Raw genomic sequence first — 13864 nt, 5'->3', positions numbered from 1 at the left:
CCTGGAATAAAACATTTGTTATGAGCGTCTTTCAAGTCATCAAGTCTTTATTCCAAGCTAAAAGCCCGTCGCAACCCGCGGGGCCAACAGCATTTGATACGCCCGAAGGGGATATTGATGCGCCTATCACTCTTTTTTCGCCCCGCTTAGCTGAAGGCTTTCTGAGCATAGAGGAAGAGAGTCGAAAGTTCCTGGAGCATTACGGGGACTTCACTACCTTTTTCTATCGGCCCTGTTTTGACCGTTTCTTAAGAAAAGAAGTACTGCTTTTCAGGGAGCCAGAGGGGAAAAATCTTGCTTTTTTAGATGAAGACCACTGGGCTAGGAAACACCCTTTTAACTTCCCGGGACCATTTTATTCCGGAGAGTCCGACACGTGCGGTATGGGTGTTGAGCAGGCCCCGGAGAACGTAATGAATGATGCAGACTGCTGTGAGTATGTATTCAAGCAGCCAACCTCTTATTACGAATTGCTTCGCGTGCTCGACGCAGCCGCTGTAGAGGTTTTCGACAGCTATTCCTCTAATGGAAATGAATACTGGACGTATGAGCTATGCAAAAACTGGTGGCGTAATAAAGAGCAATTGTTGAATAATCTGGCCAGCGCAGAAGTAGCAGAAATGAATAATGGCCAAGCGCAGCTATACATTGCTTATCTCAATGGACCGGCGGAAACTGACCTTCGGCGCTATTGCTACTTCCTTGAGAATGGGCAGTATCCGCAGGAGAATAGTATTGCTCTGCCAGAATTATAAACGTCACCCCGTCCAAAATTGCCCCCACCTGGCGCGAGTTTAGCGCAGCGTAACTCGTCACCACCCTTGAGGTGGACCTGCGCCTCCACTGCCGCAAAGAAGGCGGAACTGCGGATGCCAGGCCACTCCACCGAGTCGTTCTAATGCGAGGCACAGCCTCGCCCGCTAGTCGGCCTGAGTTACGCTGCGCCAAACTCGCGCCAGCAATCCTGGCAATAACCAGCAAGCCTGTTAAAGGATCAGGCTAGATTTTCCTTAATGCGCGGGTCAAACGCAAAATCCTCCCAGCCGGCAATGCGAATCTGCGCGAAGTCGGGGTGGCGGGTGTTGAGCACGTAGTTGTGCTCATGGGCGATGATAGAGGAGGGTACCCGTAGTACAGCGGCCGTTTGGCGCTGGTACCAGGCGGCACCCAGGGGTTGACAGCGGGCGTAGTGGCGCGGCATTTGCCATTCGGACGGCATGTTGACCAGCGGCAGATCTTCGATGGTCAGCGGGTCGGGAATCTCGATGCGGATAACCCGGAAGAGGTTGTTGAGGCCTTCGCCACTACGATGTACCACATTTTCGAGGCAGGCCAGCGCCCGACTGCCGGCGGCGTAAATGACCATTTGGCCCCGTAGGTTCCAGCGGCCGGGGTTGCCGGACGCGACTAGTTCGCCGGCGTATTTAGCCAGGCAGATGCGGTAGACTTCCACGGGGGGTGGTTGCTCGTTGTAGGTTGGTAGTAGCCGGTAATGGCTGTTGACGGCTTATTTAGGTATTATAATCTGCGAATATACCGAATTCCAGAACACCGGCGCCGTCCAATAAGTAACCAATAACTTAACACCGACTAAGCGAAGTCGCCATAAGCGATGCGGTTGACTTCGTCGGCTACCAGATCGATGCCGCCACTGGTTTCGAGTAGGGCGAGTGGACGTTGATTGTCCAGGCCGTAGGCGGGCTTGTCGAGCCAACGACGAAAGGCTGAGATGGTGCCAAACACCTCTGCCCCCTGACTCGACAAGGCGAGCAGCTTGAGAACCTGCTCGCTGGCGGCGGGCCCCAGGCGTTTTTTGCCTTCGCGGTAGGCACGTAGTGTTTTCGTGGTGGTGTGAAGCAAGTTGGCCAGTTCATCAGCGCTCAGTTGCAGCAGCGTGGCGACGTCGAAGGCGGTTTTGGCCGGGACGCCGGTGCGGGCTTCCATCACCAGAGCGAAGGAATCGGCCACAGTGGCTTTTAACCCAATCAATGCGGGCGTGTGAACGGCGGAGGGGTATGCAGCAGCAGCAGCCATGGGCATAAAACGAATATATTTCCCAAAGATGGGAATATTTTCCGTTAAGAACGGGAAAATATTCCACTTTGTTCCGGTTAAGTTTCCCCAAGCGGCTCGCTGGCGCTCTGCTAACAAGCCTTTATCATTGACTTACTGGTATTTATGGCAACGCAACTGAGGCTGCTTATGTAGGCACCCAGGAGTAAACTAAGACCTCGCTGTCCAGTTATTAAAGCACGAGTTGTACGAATCCAGGTTAAAATCACACCCAAATCGTACGCGTCTTTCACCTCAATAATAACCATCTTATCCCCTGACAAGATGCTCGTACCAAGAAATTGAAACGCTCAATCGTTTCGCTAGCACTCATGCACGTGGCAGGCTTTGAAGAGTTGGCAGCAGCGGGCCCGCGCTTCGCCCAAAAGCCACCAGTTAGTTATCGAGCGAAATAGGGCAGTTAGCTCAGCCGCGCTCAAGTGTGATTAGATTTAACCGTTTCGAAAACCTGCTGGTAACTCCTTGGATATCCCATCTATTCAAGCCGACCTAACACCACCCCGGGTTGAGGACTGCTACAGCAAGCTCCCCACCTCGCGCACACCCACGGGCCGGGCTACGGTGAATCCTTCGCCAAACTCGACGCCGATGATGTGGCCGAACTCCCGGGCACGGGCTTCCATGAACCGGCCAAACTCCTGGCTCGACAGGTACGTTTGCGGCTCATCGCTGGCGGGGTTGAAGAACTGGCTTTTGAAAGCCTGAATGGCCTCCCACTTTCTGGCCCAGTAGGGCGTAATGTCGACCACGAAGGCGGGCGTCAGTTGGCGGTCCTGAATGTAGTGATACACGTTTTTGGGCCGCCAGGCAGCCTGGGGCTGGCCGTCGTCGCCAAGGGTTTCGATCATGCGCAAGCCGGCCAGGAAGCAGGCGTCAGTGGCCAGCTGCGCGGCCCGGCCATGATCAGGGTGCCGGTCCTGAATGGCATTGCAAAGCACCACGTCGGGCTGATAGCGGCGAATGGCGGCGATGAGTGGCAACTGGTGCTCCCGGTCGTTGCGGAAAAAGCCATCCGGCAAGCCCAAGTTCTCGCGGATTTCGATGCCCAGGATGCCGGCGGCCGCCGCCGCTTCGGCCGCCCGAATGGCGGGCGTACCGCGCGTGCCCAATTCGCCCCGCGTGAAATCGATAATTCCCACCCGCTTACCCGCCGCCATACTGGCCAGCAAGGTACCGGTGCACGACATTTCTACATCGTCGGGATGGGCGCCCAGCGCCAAGACATCAAGCTTCATGAGATTTTGCTAAATTGATGGTTGCTCGCGGATAGTTATCCGACGTTCGGGCCAATAGCTCAGCTTTAGTAGATACCTACCTGACTGATATTGACTTCCAGCCTACTATTTAATTCGCAGCTTTCGACCCGGCTGCAAAGTTTTCATACTGGGATTCAGCTTTTTCAGGGTGCTTATCCGCACTCCGTACCGTTGGGCTACCTCCGACATCGTATCGCCCGACCGAACGTTGTGCGTAACCACCTGGCGGGCCCGCGAAGGCCGGCCGCTCCGGCTTCCCCGGCCCCGGCCGCGCCCCAGGGCCCGGCTGTAGTAGTTGAATAGCTGCGAGGTAATGGTGAAATTGTCTTTACGCAGCTTGTAATCCGGAAAATCGTACATCAAGGCCGGGTTGATGGGGTTGCCCTGGTAGCGAACCTCAAAGTGCAGATGCGAACCCGTACTCCGGCCCGTGCTACCGCCGTAGCCAATGAGCTGGCCGGCTTTCACGAACGTCCCCACCGAGACCAGCGCCTTGCTTAGGTGGCCGTAAATCGTTTCCAGGCCGTTGTAGTGACGCACCAGAATGTAGTTGCCGTAGCCGCCGCCGTCCCAGGCACTGATGCGGACGACCCCATCGAACACCGACTTCACGGAGTCCCCGGTTTCCAGGTCCAGGTCCATGCCGTAGTGCCAGCGGTACCCCCGGAACGAGAATCCCGAGGTAATAGGAGTTTTCACCAGGGGCATTTTGGCGTACCGCTGGCGGGGCGGGTCGGTCAGCTTCAGCTTAAGCGAGTCGCGGTAGCTGCGGCCGTCCACGCGGTACGGATTCACACTGTGGGTATCCCAGATGGAATAATAGCCGGCTACTTTTACCCACGACGAGTCAATGAGTACTTCCTCCGACATTTCCACGATTTCCTGGCTGCCGTTGTTCAGCGTCGAGGTGTCTTCGCTCACGATGCTGAGCGTTTTGGCCGGATTGAAATAGATGGATTTGGCGGCGTCGGAATTGTCATCGGGGAGTTCCTCGGTCTCGATAACCGTAGTAGTATCGGGCCGCACGTAGCGCATGCGCGGCGTTTTGATGCGAAAGAAGTCGGACCCACCCGCGGGCTTACCGGCCTTTGTGGCGCGCGCCCCCCTGCGGCGTTGCGCCTGGGCCGGGCTGAGGCCGGCCAGAAACAGCAAAAGCGCCAGCAACAGCAGTAAGGGGCGCCAGGCAGTGTTTTTTAGAACAGTCAAAAGCAAGCAGAAAAGGGCTGGGGCAAAGGTTCACACTTCCTTGCCCCGGGCCGTTTGGGCTGAACAAAATGGGTTAGCAGAAACGAACGGTAACGCTCGTCTTTGCTAACACGCAAATACAAGGAATTTAGTGTATGCCCGACGCCGCTAAGTAACGCTCGGCGTCGAGCGCCGCCATGCAGCCACTGCCAGCGGCGGTAACTGCTTGGCGATAGGTGTAGTCCTGCACGTCACCGCAGGCAAACACTCCATCCAGGTTGGTTTTGCTGGTGCCGGGCACGGTTTTAAGGTAGCCCTGCTCGTCGTGGTGCAGGTAAGGCTGGAAAATCTTGGAGTTAGGCTCGTGGCCGATGGCCACGAAAAAGCCCGTTAACGGAATCTCCCGCGTTTCGTGGGTCAGCACGTTCTTCACCCGCACCCCCTCCACGCTGTGCTCGCCCAGAATCTCATCGGTCACGGTGTTGAACAGCACCTCAATTTTGGGATTGTCCAACACGCGCTGCTGCATGATTTTTGAGGCTTTCATCTCGCTCTTGCGCACGATCATGGTCACCTTGCGGCACAGGTTGGCCAGGTAGGTGGCTTCTTCCGCCGCCGTGTCGCCGGCCCCGACGATGGCCACGTCCTGCCCCCGGTAGAAAAATCCGTCGCACACCGCACAGGCCGAAACCCCCGAGCCGTTGAGCCGGGCCTCCGAAGGAATCCCCAGCCACTTCGCCGAAGCCCCCGTGGCGATGATAACCGCGTCGGCCGTCAGCTCCACCGTCTCATCAATCGTGACTCGGCGCGGCTGCACCGAAAAGTCTACGGCCGTGGCAATGCCGTAACGGATGTCGGTGCCGAAGCGGGCGGCCTGCCGCTTCAGGTCTTCCATCATCTGCGGGCCGTTGACGCCGTCGGCGTAGCCCGGAAAGTTCTCCACGTCGTTGGTAATGGTTAGTTGGCCCCCCGGCTGCAGGCCCATGTACATAACCGGCGCCATGTTCGCCCGGGCAGCGTAAATGGCGGCGGTATAACCGGCCGGGCCGGAGCCGATAATCAGGCATTTAATGTGTTCAGACATTTCTAAGAGGGTAGCGCGAGGTTGCCCGTCGCACAGCGTTGAGTGAGAATGTAAAACAGCTAGCTGTCGAAAATAGCCGCAGGGCTTACATGTAGTTGTGCCAGTTGTCTAAGCGGACACCGTTTTCAAAAATCTCTATTTCAAACAGTTCGTCAACATCAGGCATTAATTGAATGTCTTTACTGTGGTGCTCAATGCGTAAAGCCCACTTGAAATTCTCAGTTGAGAATAACTTCCCGGTGAAGGTTAGTTCATTCCCTGGTAAGACCCTGAAGCGGATTGCTTCGGGCTCTAACTGAATATCAAGTGGCTCATCCCCATTCCAACAAGTAAATGTGATTGAGTTTGACATTGAAGACGAAATTCTTTGTAGGCGTTTCTCAGCGGTGCTGCTACAAAAAACCCCAACCTTACAGTCGGGGTTTTCTATTAACAAAACTAAGCAGAATTAGCCGAGGTAAGGCTTCAGCGCTTTCGAGCGCGAGGTGTGGCGCAGGCGACGAATGGCCTTCTCCTTGATTTGGCGCACCCGCTCACGGGTCAGGTTGAACTTCTCGCCGATTTCTTCCAGGGTCAGGGCGGCCTCGCCGTTCAGCCCGAAGTACAGCGTGATAACGTCGGCCTCGCGCTTGGTGAGCGTGCTCAGGGCGCGCTGCACCTCCTTGCGGAGCGAGTCGTTCATCAGGGCCATATCCGGCGACTCTTCGTCTTCGTTTTCGAGCACGTCGAGCAGACGGTTTTCTTCGCCCTGCACGAACGGCGCATCCACCGACACGTGGCGGCCACTGATTTTGAGGGTATCGACCACCTCCGAAGTAGTCAGCTCGAGTACTTCAGCAATTTCTTCGGGCGAAGGCTCGCGCTCGAACTTTTGCTCCAGCTCGGAGAAAGACTTGCTGATTTTATTCAGCGAGCCCACCCGGTTCAGGGGCAGGCGCACGATGCGGCTCTGCTCGGCCAGGGCCTGCAGGATGGACTGACGAATCCACCACACGGCGTAGGAAATGAACTTGAAGCCCCGGGTTTCGTCGAAGCGTTTGGCGGCTTTGATCAGGCCCAGGTTGCCCTCGTTGATGAGGTCACCCAGCGAAAGGCCCTGGTTCTGGTATTGCTTGGCAACCGATACGACGAAGCGCAGGTTGGCTTTGGTCAGTTTCTCCAGCGCTTGCTGGTCCCCGTCGCGGATGCGCTGCGCGAGCGTCACCTCTTCGTCGGGCGTGAGCAAATCAACCTTGCCGATTTCCTGGAGGTATTTATCCAGCGATTGGCTTTCGCGGTTGGTAATCTGCTTACTGATTTTTAACTGTCTCATGGGACTAGGTAGGAACGATATCGATGGGGTTATACGTAAGAAAAAGCCGCCCGGCTAGTCCCGTAGTCAGTGGAAGCCAACAGGCTCCCGCTGACAATAGTTCGGGACTAGCCGGTCAAGCTACGCTTTAGCTTCGCCGTTGCTGGCCGCCGCGGTCTCGGGCTTGGGCAGCAGCACCTTGCGCGAGAGCCGGTACTTACCGGTTTTCTTGTCGATTTCCACCAGTTTTACGTCGATGTCCTGCCCTACTTCCAATAAGCCTTCCAGGGTCTGAATGCGCTCGTGCGTTACCTCCGAGATGTGCAGCAGGCCGTCCTTACCCGGCATGATTTCCACGAACGCGCCGTAGGGCTGAATGCTGCGCACCTTGCCCTTGTACACCTCGCCTACTTCGGGCTGGGCCGCGATGGCGCGGATGCGGTCGATGGCGCCCTGCATGTCCTCCTGGTTGGCAGCGTAGATGCTCACGTGGCCTTTATCATCCTTCTCCTCGATGATCACCGTGGCGTTGGTATCCTTCTGGATTTGCTGGATGACTTTGCCGCCCGGTCCGATTACCGCACCGATGAACTCTTTGTCGATCAGCATTTTGTGCGAACGAGGCGTATGAGGCTTCAGGTCGGGCGCGGGGGCCGAAATGGTCTTCGCCATTTCGCGTAGAATGTGCAGGCGGCCTTCGCGGGCCTGGTGCAGCGCGGCGGTCAGAATCTCGTTGCTCAAGCCCTGGATTTTGATGTCCATCTGGCAGGCGCAAATGCCTTTCTCGGTGCCCGTCACTTTGAAGTCCATGTCGCCGAGGTGATCTTCGTCGCCCAGAATGTCGCTGAGCACGGCGTACTCCCCGGTTTCCTTGTCCTGCACGAGGCCCATGGCGATGCCGGCCACGGCGGCCGAAATCTTCACCCCGGCGTCCATCAGCGCCAGCGAACCAGCGCACACCGTGGCCATCGAGCTGGAGCCGTTCGACTCCAGGATGTCCGACACAATGCGGATGGTGTAGGGGTTTTCGTCCTCGGGCGGCAGCACTTGGCGGAGCGAGCGCAGGGCCAGGTTGCCGTGGCCGATTTCGCGCCGGCCCGCGCCCCGGTTCGGCTTTACTTCGCCGGTCGAGAAGCCGGGGAAGTTATAGTGCAGCATAAATTTCGAGAAGCCCTTGGTGAGCGGCTGATCCACGATCTGCTCATCGAGCTTGGTGCCGAGCGTGGCGGTGGTCAGGCTCTGGGTTTCGCCGCGGGTAAAGATGGCCGAGCCGTGGGCGCCGGGCAGGTAGTTAATCTCCGACCAGATGGGCCGGATTTCAGTCAGCTGGCGCCCGTCCAGGCGCACCCGCTCCTTCACCATCATGTCGCGGATGGCCTTCTTCTCGGCCGAGCCGTAGTAGCGGCTGAACATCTTCATGTCCAGCTCGGGCTGCTCCGCCAGCAGCTGGTCCAGGAAAGTCTTCTTCACCTGCGCGAAGCCCTCCTTACGGCCGGCCTTGCTGGTGTTGCCACTGCGGGCCACGTCGTACGCCCCTTGGTACACGGCGTCGTGAATGCGCTTTTTAAGTTCCTCGTCCTCCTCGTAGCGGGGATACTCGCGGGTGGGCGAGTCGGCCGTGCGGCCCACTGCTTCGGCCAGCTCTTTTTGCAGCTGCACCTGGGCCTTAATGGCTTCGTGGCCGAAGGCAATGGCCGCTACCATCTCCTCCTCGCTCACTTCCTGCATGGCTCCTTCCACCATGGCCACGGAGTCGGCAGTGGCGCCCACCATCAGGTCCATGTCGGCGCGAGCCAGGTCCGAAGTCTTGGGGTTGATGTGAAACTGACCGTCGATGCGTGCCACACGTACTTCCGAAATCGGCCCCGCGAACGGAATGTCGGAGATTGACAGGGCCGCCGAAGCCGCCAGCGCGGCCAGCGCGTCGGGCTGCACCTCTTTGTCGGCCGAGATGAGGGTAATCATCACCTGCACCTCGTAGTGGTAGTCCTTGGGAAACATGGGCCGCAGGATGCGGTCGACGAGGCGGCAGACCAGGATTTCATAGTCCGACAAGCGGCCTTCGCGGCGCTGAAACGAGCCGGGAATCTTGCCCGCCGAGCCGAATTTTTCTTGGTAGTCAACCGACAGTGGCAGAAAGTCAACGCCTTCGCGCTGACTCGGGGCCGAAACAACCGTGGCGAGCAGCATGGTATCGCCGAGGCGAACGACCACTGCACCGTCGGCGAATTTGGCCAGCTTGCCGGTTTCGATGGTAATGACGCGGCCGTCGGGCAGCGCTAAAGATTTGGTAATAGCGTGGGGTTGGGACATCAGCGGGGTTTGCTTGGAAAAGCGACAGCGGGCGAGCAGCCAAAAACGAGCGCCGTGCGCGGCCTTCGTTACTCAGGGAAACACAACAACAGCGCGCCGATGGGAAACAGTGCCCCGGGCCGACCTCGGCGCCAAACCGACCCGAACAAAAAAAGAGTAGGGAACCTTCGGTGGAAGGCTCCCTACTCTCCGACTCTGGACTTACTTACGGATGCCCAGCTCCTTGATAATTGCGCGATAACGGTTGATTTCGCGATGCTGCAGGTAATCCAGCATGCGGCGGCGCTTACCCACCAGCTTCAGCAGCCCCAGGCGGGTGCTGTGGTCCTTCTTGTGGGTCTTGAGGTGCTCGGTGAGGTGGTTGATACGGTGGGTGAACAAGCCAATTTGAGACTCGGCCGAACCGGTATCGGTTTTCACTTTTTGCAGGCTATTCTTTTCGAAGATGGCCTGCTTTGCTTCAGTAGTTAAAATCATCGGTTGATAGGTGTTACCCCGTCTTAGATTTTGAGTGGTAAAAAGGTGACTAGCTACCCCACACGTTGAGGTGCCGCAAAGGTACGGTTTTTAATGAGGAATTAATAGCGGAAACGCGAAGAATAACTCGATGAGCTAAAAAACCTTCCGGTCCGGCCCTTCACTCCTGCCCTAAGTCCCCTCCTACTCGACTGCCGGTTCCGTGATTTTGCGCAGGCCCGGGATGCCGAGTCGCCGCGGCAACTGCCGCCAGAAATCGAGCTCCAGCAGGCCGGAATCGTTGTACGCTTGGTACAGGAAGAAAAGGCCCGCGGGCAGCAGCACTAGGTTCGACAGCCACATGCCCAAGCCCACCGGCATCACGAACTCGCGGCCGTATTTCTCGCCCATAATGCTCACCACGTAGTAAATAATAAAGAAGAGAATGGACACCAGAATGGGAACGCCCAGCCCCCCCTTTTTGATGATGGAGCCCAACGGCGCCCCAATCAAAAACATCAGCAGGACGGCTACCGACTGCGAGTATTTGCGGTATACTTCTATTCGGTACAAGGCGGAGTTACGGGCCAGTTCAATCAGGCGCTCAGCGTTTAGACGGGTGAATTCCCGCACGTTACTGGCCCGGTTAATAGCCTGCTGGAGGATGGGGGTGGTAGTGGCGGACAAACGAGCGACCGGAACCTGCCAGCCCTCGACTTTGCGCTTGACGGCCTGGCCGGTGGTATCGAAGCGGAGAAAAGAATAGTAGGTGTTCGTTTGCCGGAGCAGCTGGCGGTGCTCAACTCGCATCTTCTTCTGCACCGAATCGGTGGAACGCTTCAGCTGAGGGATGTTGAGCATCATCCGGTTTTCCTTGAACAGCTCTTCTTTCGTGCGGCCTAAATCGAACGAGGCCAACGAAAACGTGACCAGGTTATGATCGAAGCCCTGGCGAATGAACGTAGCGCCGGCCCGGTCCTGGGCGTCGGGCTGCTCCACGTAATTGTGCCCGTGGAACAGCTCCAGGCCCAGATATCCACCGTTGAAGCGGGTAAACATGCGGCCCGAATCGGCGAGCATGACGGTGGCGTTGCCCGATTTCTGGGTGTGGTCGTAAATCATCACCCCGTGCAGGCGGTCGCCGTTTTCACCCGTTTTTTTGTCGACCTTGATGGTAAAGCCGGGAATGCCGTTGTAAAAAACACCTTCGCGGATATCCAGTGCCAGCTTTTGTTGCCGCACGTCCCAAAGCAAGCTGTACGCTTTAAGATTGGCCCGCGGCACGATGGTTTCGTTAAACCAGAAGGCGCCCACCGCCAGCCCCAGGGTAAGCAGCATTACGGGCCGCAAAATCCGGGTCAGGGCAATGCCCGATGCCTTAATGGCCGTTAGCTCGTGGTGCTCGCCCAAGTTGCCGTAAGTCATCAGCGAGGACAGCAGTACGGCCAGGGGCAGCGAGATGGGCACGATGAGCACGCTGAAAAAAAACAGCAGCTGCAACAGTACCCCCGTGCCCAGATCCTTGCCGATGATGTCGTCGAGGTACTTGAGCAGGGTGTGGGTGAGCAGAATAAACTGCACTACCGCGAAGGTGAGCAGGAACGGGCCCGCAAAGGCCTTCAGAATAAGCTTGTCGAGCTTTTTAAGCATGGGGTGGTATCGGTTGCTTATGGTCCGCTGTCAGGTAAAGTAACTGGCCGCCGTTCACGGTTCCCTTCTCCCAGAAAAACTGTGTACGGGCCTACCAGCCACTCGATGCCACAGCAGGGCTGACAAAGTACAACAATTAAACCAACAACTACCATTCAGCCGCCTACTTGCTCCCGCAGCTTGGCCACTAGCCCTTCCCACAGCTCCTGCTGTTCCTCGAGGTTGTTGGCCGCGGAATAGTCGATGACCCGCAGGTAGACTTCATCGGTCACCTGCGACGAGTCGAGGGTAAATTCCAGAAAATTCGCGTCGGGTGTGGGCTGCCGGTGTTCATCGAGAAAAACAAAGCGCACGGCCCGGTTCAGGCGCTGGCCCGAGATTTCGGCGTAGTGATTTTCCTGGTCCCAAATAAAGTTGAGGCGTTGGCCTTCCACGTAGCGCACGTCGTCGCAAAACCACTGCGCCAACCCCGAGGCCGTAGCCAGGTAGGGGAAAAGTATTTTGGGCGAGGCATTGATGGGAAATTCCACCACGAACCGCGTTTTGGTTTGGATATCAGACAAGGCCATACTAAATGAGAGCGAAGAGGCTCGGTCAAACCAGGGGCTGACCTCAGCCACGAGGGAGAAATACAGTGTTTTTTGCCCCAGTACCTTGCGTTGGGGCTGATTGTAGCGTTACCTTTGCACCCACAAAACCCGGCGGGGTAGCTCAGTTGGTTAGAGCACAGGATTCATAACCCTGAGGTCACGAGTTCAACTCTCGTCCCCGCTACTTCGGAAACCGTTTCAGCTACCTGCTGAAGCGGTTTTTTGTTTTGGGGCCGCTCACCAAAGCGAGTGGAACGGCATCGGTGGGCTTTTTAACCAGGGCCAATCGGCTTAGGCTGAAACCGAAAAGCCAGGACTAAAAACAAGAAAACGCTGAACCCTAGGGCCAGCGTTTTCTTGGTTAATAGCACGCACCGGCTACTACTTTATTTTTTCCACGATGCCCTGGAAAGCGGCAGGGTGGTTTAAAGCCAAATCGGCCAGCACCTTACGGTTGAGCTCGATGCCGGCCTTTTTCAGGCCGCCCATCAGCTGCGAGTACGACAGGCCGTGCTCGCGGGCGCCGGCGTTGATGCGCTGAATCCAGAGGGCCCGGAATTCGCGCTTCTTTACTTTACGGTCGCGGTACGCATACAGCAGGCCTTTTTCAACGGCGTTCTTGGCAACGGTCCACACGTTTTTGCGACGGCCGTAGTAGCCTTTCGCCAAACGCATGATTTTCTTACGGCGGTGACGCGAGGCCACGTGGTTGACACTTCTTGGCATAACCTGAGGAGTTTTTGGCAGCCGGCGCTCAGCATCTGCTGAAGCTTAACTTGCGGCCGGAAGCCTGGTGAAAATTAATTAAAAATTAAAAATGAAGAATTAAAAATTAAGGATGACGACCTGAAAGATGCGTTGTTTTAATTGAGGAATTAAAATCAAAGTTGACGACGCGGAAGGGCGCATTTTTAATTTTTAATTCTTCATTTTTAATCAAATATTAAGCATTTGGCGCACGCGGCTCATATCGGAGCTGCTCACCAGGCCGGTGTGCGTCAAACCACGCTTTTGCTTGGTGGTTTTCTTGGTAAGGATGTGTGACTTGAAGGCGTGCTTCCGCTTCACCTTGCCCGTTCCGGTGAGCGCAAAGCGCTTCTTAGCACCGGATTTCGTCTTTACTTTCGGCATTGTAGTGGGGTTGGGGGTTGGTTGTTGATTGTTGATTGCTGACCGACCAAGGGTCGGGAAGCCATCCGCAACCGGGTAAAATCTATTCCGGGTTGGTCGACGCCGACGTGGCTTCGGGGGCTTTGTCGGCGGCCGGGGCCGGTTTGGGCGCTTTCTTCTCAGCTTTGGCGTCGGGAGTTGCGGGCTTGGCCGGTTTCACGACGGCTGCCGCCTTGGGCGCGAGGTAGAGAAACATGCGCTTGCCTTCGAGCTTGGGCAGCTGTTCTACTTTGGCGAGGTCCTCCAGGGCCTGGGCAAACTTGAGCAGTAGGATTTCACCCCGCTCCTTAAACACGATGCTGCGGCCCACGAAGTGCACGTAGCTCTTGATTTTCGCGCCTTCGCGCAAAAACTCCTGGGCGTGCTTGACCTTGAAGGCAAAGTCGTGCTCGTCGGTGTTGGGGCCAAACCGAATTTCTTTAAGAACGACCTTGGTCTGCTTGGCCTTCAGCTCGCGGGTTTTCTTCTTCTGCTCGTACTTGAACTTGGAGTAGTCGATGACGCGACAGACGGGCGGCGTGGCCGTGGGAGAAATCTCAACGAGGTCGAGGTTCTGATCCTGGGCCATTTTTCGGGCCTGGTCAATTGGGTAAACACCTTGTTCGACGTTATCCCCCACGAGGCGGACTTCGCGGGCCAGGATTTTTTGATTGATTTTGAACGGCTCTTCCACCTGCTGGCGGGGCACGTACCGACGATTCGGAGCTGCTATGGTTTGGTCCTCCTGCTAAAAAAGTGGCGGCAAATAATATTTAAGGCATGTTAGGCCGGATATGGCCTGGTAATCAGCGGGCAA

Annotated in this window: 14 protein-coding genes, 1 tRNA gene and 1 pseudogene; 2 read left to right on the top strand and 14 right to left on the bottom strand. The window is 56.7% G+C overall.

The window, feature by feature from the left end; all coding sequences use genetic code 11:
• Positions 1–20: 20 nt before the first annotated feature.
• The gene (locus IC235_RS10675) at positions 21–755 is read left to right on the top strand and encodes a hypothetical protein (protein WP_191005167.1); all 735 of its coding nucleotides are present in this window, start codon (positions 21–23) and stop codon (positions 753–755) included.
• A gap of 239 nt (positions 756–994) precedes the next feature.
• On the opposite strand, the gene IC235_RS10670 is transcribed toward IC235_RS10675, so the two are convergent.
• The 11 genes from IC235_RS10670 to IC235_RS10620 all read right to left on the bottom strand — a co-directional run bounded on the left by IC235_RS10670 (position 995) and on the right by IC235_RS10620 (position 11871).
• Positions 995–1453, bottom strand: a complete 459-nt coding sequence (locus IC235_RS10670; protein ID WP_191005166.1) for an RES family NAD+ phosphorylase — start codon at positions 1451–1453, stop codon at positions 995–997.
• Positions 1454–1590: 137 nt separating this feature from the next.
• Positions 1591–2034: a type II RES/Xre toxin-antitoxin system antitoxin gene (parS, locus tag IC235_RS10665; protein ID WP_191005165.1), complete on the bottom strand. Its 444-nt coding sequence runs from the start codon at positions 2032–2034 to the stop codon at positions 1591–1593.
• A gap of 554 nt (positions 2035–2588) precedes the next feature.
• Positions 2589–3308: a bacillithiol biosynthesis deacetylase BshB1 gene (gene bshB1, locus IC235_RS10660; protein WP_191005164.1), complete on the bottom strand. Its 720-nt coding sequence runs from the start codon at positions 3306–3308 to the stop codon at positions 2589–2591.
• Positions 3309–3413: 105 nt separating this feature from the next.
• Positions 3414–4535: a M23 family metallopeptidase gene (locus tag IC235_RS10655; RefSeq protein WP_223847210.1), complete on the bottom strand. Its 1122-nt coding sequence runs from the start codon at positions 4533–4535 to the stop codon at positions 3414–3416.
• A 127-nt stretch (positions 4536–4662) separates the two neighbouring features.
• Positions 4663–5598, bottom strand: a complete 936-nt coding sequence (gene trxB / locus IC235_RS10650) for a thioredoxin-disulfide reductase (RefSeq protein ID WP_191005163.1) — start codon at positions 5596–5598, stop codon at positions 4663–4665.
• A gap of 85 nt (positions 5599–5683) precedes the next feature.
• Positions 5684–5950 (bottom strand): hypothetical protein, encoded by a 267-nt coding sequence (locus IC235_RS10645; RefSeq protein WP_191005162.1) that lies wholly within the window; start codon positions 5948–5950, stop codon positions 5684–5686.
• A 96-nt stretch (positions 5951–6046) separates the two neighbouring features.
• Entirely contained in the window at positions 6047–6910 is an 864-nt protein-coding gene (locus IC235_RS10640) for a sigma-70 family RNA polymerase sigma factor (RefSeq protein ID WP_035566352.1), read from the bottom strand.
• A 120-nt stretch (positions 6911–7030) separates the two neighbouring features.
• Positions 7031–9202, bottom strand: a complete 2172-nt coding sequence (gene pnp, locus IC235_RS10635; RefSeq protein WP_191005161.1) for a polyribonucleotide nucleotidyltransferase — start codon at positions 9200–9202, stop codon at positions 7031–7033.
• Positions 9203–9403: 201 nt separating this feature from the next.
• Positions 9404–9679, bottom strand: a complete 276-nt coding sequence (gene rpsO / locus IC235_RS10630; protein ID WP_191005160.1) for a 30S ribosomal protein S15 — start codon at positions 9677–9679, stop codon at positions 9404–9406.
• 183 nt (positions 9680–9862) lie between these two features.
• The gene (locus IC235_RS10625; RefSeq protein ID WP_191005159.1) at positions 9863–11308 is read right to left on the bottom strand and encodes an LptF/LptG family permease; all 1446 of its coding nucleotides are present in this window, start codon (positions 11306–11308) and stop codon (positions 9863–9865) included.
• Between the two features lie 155 nt (positions 11309–11463).
• Positions 11464–11871, bottom strand: a complete 408-nt coding sequence (locus IC235_RS10620) for an START-like domain-containing protein (RefSeq protein ID WP_223847209.1) — start codon at positions 11869–11871, stop codon at positions 11464–11466.
• A gap of 137 nt (positions 11872–12008) precedes the next feature.
• On the opposite strand from IC235_RS10620, the gene IC235_RS10615 reads away from it, so the two are divergent.
• Positions 12009–12082 (top strand) — tRNA-Met (locus IC235_RS10615).
• Between the two features lie 197 nt (positions 12083–12279).
• Here IC235_RS10615 and rplT read toward each other — a convergent pair.
• The 3 genes and pseudogenes from rplT to infC form a co-directional block, all read right to left on the bottom strand.
• A complete protein-coding gene (rplT, locus tag IC235_RS10610; protein ID WP_092669126.1) occupies positions 12280–12624 on the bottom strand; it encodes a 50S ribosomal protein L20 in 345 nt (114 codons plus the stop codon).
• 210 nt (positions 12625–12834) lie between these two features.
• Entirely contained in the window at positions 12835–13029 is a 195-nt protein-coding gene (gene rpmI / locus IC235_RS10605; protein ID WP_191005158.1) for a 50S ribosomal protein L35, read from the bottom strand.
• A 193-nt stretch (positions 13030–13222) separates the two neighbouring features.
• Positions 13223–13780: pseudogene (gene infC / locus IC235_RS10600) on the bottom strand (translation initiation factor IF-3); the annotation flags it as partial.
• Positions 13781–13864: the final 84 nt, after the last annotated feature.

Origin of the sequence: Hymenobacter montanus (assembly GCF_014699115.1) — a bacterium.
In the GTDB taxonomy this organism is placed as follows: Bacteria; Bacteroidota; Bacteroidia; order Cytophagales; family Hymenobacteraceae; genus Hymenobacter; species Hymenobacter montanus.
Note: the sequence above shows the minus strand (reverse complement) of the source record. Positions and strands in the feature narration are given on the sequence as shown.

Coding starts and splice junctions, on each gene's coding strand:
- rpsO (WP_191005160.1), bottom strand. CDS start 9,679: ATGATTTTAACTACTGAAGCAAAGCAGGCCATCTTCGAAAAGAATAGC.
- IC235_RS10640 (WP_035566352.1), bottom strand. CDS start 6,910: ATGAGACAGTTAAAAATCAGTAAGCAGATTACCAACCGCGAAAGCCAA.
- rplT (WP_092669126.1), bottom strand. CDS start 12,624: ATGCCAAGAAGTGTCAACCACGTGGCCTCGCGTCACCGCCGTAAGAAA.
- rpmI (WP_191005158.1), bottom strand. CDS start 13,029: ATGCCGAAAGTAAAGACGAAATCCGGTGCTAAGAAGCGCTTTGCGCTC.
- trxB (WP_191005163.1), bottom strand. CDS start 5,598: ATGTCTGAACACATTAAATGCCTGATTATCGGCTCCGGCCCGGCCGGT.
- bshB1 (WP_191005164.1), bottom strand. CDS start 3,308: ATGAAGCTTGATGTCTTGGCGCTGGGCGCCCATCCCGACGATGTAGAA.
- IC235_RS10675 (WP_191005167.1), top strand. CDS start 21: ATGAGCGTCTTTCAAGTCATCAAGTCTTTATTCCAAGCTAAAAGCCCG.
- parS (WP_191005165.1), bottom strand. CDS start 2,034: ATGGCTGCTGCTGCTGCATACCCCTCCGCCGTTCACACGCCCGCATTG.
- IC235_RS10625 (WP_191005159.1), bottom strand. CDS start 11,308: ATGCTTAAAAAGCTCGACAAGCTTATTCTGAAGGCCTTTGCGGGCCCG.
- IC235_RS10645 (WP_191005162.1), bottom strand. CDS start 5,950: ATGTCAAACTCAATCACATTTACTTGTTGGAATGGGGATGAGCCACTT.
- pnp (WP_191005161.1), bottom strand. CDS start 9,202: ATGTCCCAACCCCACGCTATTACCAAATCTTTAGCGCTGCCCGACGGC.